This is a genomic window from Acidobacteriota bacterium (genome assembly GCA_009861545.1).
Lineage (GTDB): Bacteria > Acidobacteriota > Vicinamibacteria > Vicinamibacterales > UBA8438 > WTFV01.
Map to the genome: position 1 here is coordinate 1 of VXME01000174.1, position 4826 is coordinate 4826.

Here is a 4826-nt window from a genome sequence, read left to right on the forward strand (position 1 = left end):
CGCGAGTACGACGCGCGGCTGCCGCGGCGCTCGTTCGACGAGCGGGTGGACGGCGCGGTGCGCGACGTGGGTGCGTTCCGGGCCGTGGCGCTGCGGGACCTGGTCGAGCGGCAGTTCGACGGGCATCCGTTCGCAGGTTGGCGGGGTCTGGCGCGAGCGGAGCGGCGCGGGTGGGTCGAGCGGCGGAAGGCGCGGGGACCGAAAGGCGGCGCGTTCACGGTCGTCGTCGCGACGCCGGCCGGGGCGGCGCGCGCCGAGGCGCTGTGGCGCGAGGCGGGCCGGCCGAACCAGCAGGCGTTCGCCGGGGCGGTGCGGCCGGCCGAGCTGGCGCACGACGTGGCGGTCTACCGCGCCGCGAACGCCGTGCAGACGCGCATCGAGACGGCCGGCGGGCGGGTGACCCGGGTCCGCATCGACGCGGAGCTGAAGGGCCTGCTCGCCGCCCGCGCGGAGCAGGCGCGGCGGACGGCGAGCCGCGAGGCGGCCGACGAGGCACGCCGCCGCGCCGCCGAGACGCTGGGGCTGCCGGTCGTCGACGGCAAGGTGCTCGTGCCGGACGCGCAGGTCGAGCACGTCGACGCGGCGGGCCGCACCGGACGCACCAACGTCGAGGTGGCCTCGGAGCACTACCGGGGGCGCGCCATCCGGGCGAAGGCGCGCGCGGGCTTCACGTTGTACGCGTCGTCGGCGCGCGCCGCCTCGGCGGTGCGGCGGGCGCTCGGCGGGGGCCGTGACGGCGGCCGGGGCGGCGGCGGGCTACGCCGCGAGCACGAGGTGATCGAGCTGTGAGGCCGTGGAAGGTGGGCGTGGGACTGACGGCGTCGGCCGGCGCGATAAGCGTCTGGGCGCTGTGGGTCGAGCTGACCTACCTGCACCCGTTCTGGCGCGTGGTCGCCACCGACTACGGCTGGTACGTGGCGGCGTACGGCGGGCTGGCCCTGGCGGCCTTCGGGACAAGCGTCTACCTCGCCGCCCGCGTCATCGGTCTCGGCGCGGTGGGCCGCAAGGTGGACGTGGTCGAGCGGGCGGTCCGGCGCGGCGCCGGACAGGATGCGGCGCTGGCCGAGGCGCTCGCCCGCGACGAGGCGGGGGACTACCTGTGACCGAGACGCTGGCGTGCGGACGCGCCCTGTGGGTAGCCGGCCTGTTGGCTGTCGGCGTCGGGAGCGTCCTCTTGACGGTGGCGCCCCGCGGGCGCGGGGGCTGTCACGGCGGACTGGCCGTCGTCCTGGCGCTGACGGTGTTCGCGGCGACGGTCTGGCAGGTCTCGGCGGTGTGCGGAACCGAGTGACGAGGAGGAGAACGATGCGGAGATACGGATGGTTGCGGTTCGGGCTGACGGCGGCGGTGCTCCTGGCGTACGGGGAGCTTCTGCTGGCGCAGGGGCGCTCGCCCTGGGTGCAGGCGGTCAACAACCTCCAGCAGGCGTTCACCGGCCCGATCGCGCGCGGACTGGCGCTGGTGGCGATCGTCGTCGGCGGGTTGATGTTCGCGTTTCAGGAAGGCGGCAGCAAGCAGGCGCTGGCCGGGATCATCTTCGGTCTCGGCATGGCGCTGGGCGCGGCCAACTTCATCACGTGGCTCTTCTGATGCGCGGCCAGAGGCAGTGGCGGGGCTACGCGATCCTGAGCCAGCCGCTGACGGTGCTCGGGGTCGAGCGGCGGTTCTTCCTGCTGGCCGCGACGCTGGGGGCGGCCGTGTGGAACGCCGTCAACAGCCTGATGGCGGGCGGACTGGTCTTCGGCGTGCTGTACGGCGCCGGCTGGCTGGCGTGGCGCCACGACCAGAACCTCGTCGGGGTCATCCGGGCGGCCGTCCGCTACCGCAGCCGGTACGACGCGGGGCTGCTCCTGGACCGGTCGCCGTACGTGGTCATCGAGCGGGGTGCGTCGTGAAGGACGACACCGGCGCGCTGGCGCATGAGCTGCCGTACTGGGGCTGGGTCGACGAGCGGACCTGCCTGACGCGGCACGGCGAGCTGGTGACGGTGGGACGGCTTGTGCCCGTCGTCACCGACGGCCGGCGGGCCGAGGACCTCGACGCCGTGGCGGGCCGCTGGCAGCGGATGCTCTCGGGTCTGCCGCCGCAGATGCGGGTGTCGTGGATCGTCGAGCGGAAGGCGGCGTCGTTCGATCCTCGGCCGCCGGGCTCGGACATCGCCGGGCTGGCCCAGCGCAAGCGGCAGGCGTTCCTCGCCGGGCGCGTGCAGGACATCGAGGCGCACGTTGCCTGGAGCTTCGACCCGGGTCTGCGGCGGACGGCAAGCGTCCGCGGGCGTGGCTGGTGGCGGGCGCATCTGGCCGAGTGGCTGCGGCGGCGGCGCGCGCCGCACGAGTCCGTCTACCTCGGGGCCGACATCGCTCGGGCGGCCAGAACGGGAGCGGCGACGATGGCCGCCGCGGCGGCCCGTGTCGCGGACGTGACCCCCATCGAGATCCTCGCGCGGGACGAGGCGGCGGCGGTCCTGTACCGGCTGGTCAACGGCGGCATCGGCGGTTGGACCGCGGGCATGCGTACTGACGCCGGGGTCAACTGGCGGCTCGCGGGCGAGGACGTGGCGGCCGAGCGGCACGCGCTGCACGTCGGGGGCTCACAGGTCGGCGTCTGGTCGTGCGTCGCGCCGCCGGCGACCGTCACGGCGAACGCGCTGGAGGAGCTGTACGCCCTGCGGGCGCCGATGACCGTCGTGCTGGAGTGGCGGCCGTGGTCGCGGGAGGCGGCGCGCCGGAAGATGCGCTCGGCGCAGCGGCACTACTTCTCGAAGCGCTACTCGATGGCCGCCCACATGCAGGAGAAGGAGGGGACGGCCGCCGCGCTCGAGGATGCCGCCGCGAGCATCGAGGCGCGGCGGGCCGGCGAGGCGCTCGTCGAGCTGGAGACCGAAGGCGTCGGCTACGGGGACGTGGCGCTGTCGGTTACGGTGCGCGGCTCGGCCGAGCAACTGGAGCAGTGGGGCGCCGACATCCAGCGGGTCTTCGGCGGGCTGGACGCGAAGGCGGCGCGCGAGTCCTACGGGCAGCTTGCCGTGTGGTTCGGGCGGCTGCCCGGCCAGCCGGCGTCGCGGCAGCCGCGCCGCGTCTTCGTCTCGGCCGGCGTGGCGGCCTGCATGGCGCCGCTCTTCGGCCCGCCGCGCGGGAGCCGCCGGTGCTCGCATCTCGATGCGCCGGCGCTGACCGTGTTCGAGACGCCGGCCGGCACGCCCTACCACTACGACCTGTTCGGGGGCCGGGACGTGGGCCATACGCTGATGCTCGGCGCCACGGGCTCGGGCAAGAGCTTCACGCTCAACTTCCTGCTCGTCCAGGCGCTCCAGTACAAACCGCGGGTCCTCATTCTCGACCTCGGCGGCAGCTACCTCGCCCTGACGCAGTTCCTCGGCGGCGGCTACCTCGGACTGTCTCCCGAGAAGGACGCGATCCCGCTCCGGCCGTTCAGCCTGGAGCCGACCGAGCGGACGGTCCAGTTCCTCTCGGCCTGGGTGCTGCGCCTGCTGCGGATCGGCGGCTGGGAGGAGTCGAGCGGCGACCTGTCGGAAGTCCGGGCGCGCATCGAGGACCTGTACGCGCTGGCCCCGGTGCGCCGGTCGCTCGGGAACCTCGTGCGGTCTCTGCCGGCGCCGATGTGGCCGGCGCTGTCGCGCTGGCACGGGTCGGGGGCCTGGGGAAAGTGGTTCGACAACCCGCCGGCCGAGGACGCCGACTTGACGCTCGCCGACTGGCAGGTGATCGACCTGGCCGGCGCGGTCGAGCACGAGGACTGGTGCGAGGCGGCGCTGCTCTACCTGCTCGAACGGCTGCGGACCGAGATCGAATCGCCGGCGGAGGCCACGCGGTTGAAGCTGATGGTGGTCGACGAGGCGTGGCGCTACCTGCGGGACCCGGTGGTGCTCGGCCGGTTGACGGAAGCGGCACGGACGTGGCGCAAGCGCAACGCGGCGCTGATCCTGGCGACGCAGTCGGTGACGGACATCACGGAGACGGCCGGCGCGGCGGCGCTGCTGGAGTCGATGCCGACGCGGCTGTTCCTCGCCAACCCGGACTTCCCCGCGGCCGGGCAGGCCACGTTCCAGCTCAACGACGACGAGCTGCGCACGGTCCGCGAGCTGGAGCCGAAGCGCGAGCTGTACCTGCGCCGGCCGACGACGGCCGCGATCCTGCGGCTGGCGGTCGACCCGGAGAGTTACTGGCTCTACACGTCCTCGGCGGGCGAGGCGCAGCGGCGCGCCGAAATGGTGGACCGCTACGGGGTGGAGGGCGCGATCGTGCGGCTGGCCGCGGGACTGGATCACCACCGGGCGGCGGTGCTCGGGTGAACCGAAGGGAGAAAATGATGACGCGAAGACTGGCGGCAATCGGGTGCTGTGCGGCGCTGGCGGCGATGCCGGCCGCCGCGCAGGGGATCCGGACCGTGCCGCACGGGACCGAGGAGGCCGCGATCCCGGTCACGGCAAGGGTGCGGCACACGACGACCATCGTGCTGCCGCGCGAGGAGACCATCGTTGACGTAGTGGCGGGCGACGCCGGCTACTGGGACGTGTCGGCGGCTGCGCACGTCGCCTACGTCAAGCCGCTCGAAGCGGGGGTCGCATCCAACGTGACGCTGGTCACCGAGAGCGGCCGGGTGTGGGCGCTGCTGGTCACTGAGTCCGGCGGCGACGAGCCGGACCTGGTGGTCTACGTCGAGGGCGAGAGACCGTCGCCGGCCGACGCGCCGCGCCATGCGCCGGCGTTCATGGCCGGTGAGGCGCTGGCCGCGCACGAGGCCGAGGAAGCGGCGGCGCGGACGGAGCTTCAGGCCATCGAACAGGCGACGGCTTCCCGAGTCGC

General features: G+C 74.1%; 5 protein-coding genes. All 5 read left to right on the forward strand.

Going from position 1 to position 4826, the window contains the following annotated elements; all coding sequences use genetic code 11:
- The first annotated feature begins 785 nt into the window (after positions 1 to 785).
- On the forward strand, positions 786 to 1103 hold the full coding sequence (locus F4X11_27015) for a hypothetical protein (GenBank protein MYN68624.1): 318 nt from the start codon (positions 786 to 788) through the stop codon (positions 1101 to 1103).
- Positions 1051 to 1590: a TrbC/VirB2 family protein gene (locus F4X11_27020; protein MYN68625.1), complete on the forward strand. Its 540-nt coding sequence runs from the start codon at positions 1051 to 1053 to the stop codon at positions 1588 to 1590. The genes F4X11_27015 and F4X11_27020 overlap by 53 nt, the downstream gene beginning before the upstream one ends.
- Positions 1590 to 1895: a hypothetical protein gene (locus tag F4X11_27025; protein MYN68626.1), complete on the forward strand. Its 306-nt coding sequence runs from the start codon at positions 1590 to 1592 to the stop codon at positions 1893 to 1895. The genes F4X11_27020 and F4X11_27025 overlap by 1 nt, the downstream gene beginning before the upstream one ends.
- A complete protein-coding gene (locus tag F4X11_27030) occupies positions 1892 to 4312 on the forward strand; it encodes a type IV secretion system DNA-binding domain-containing protein (protein ID MYN68627.1) in 2421 nt (806 codons plus the stop codon). Before F4X11_27025 ends, F4X11_27030 begins: the two co-directional genes overlap by 4 nt.
- Positions 4313 to 4326: 14 nt before the next feature.
- Positions 4327 to 4826 (forward strand): hypothetical protein (locus F4X11_27035; protein MYN68628.1); only part of this gene is annotated, 500 nt, incomplete at its 3' end.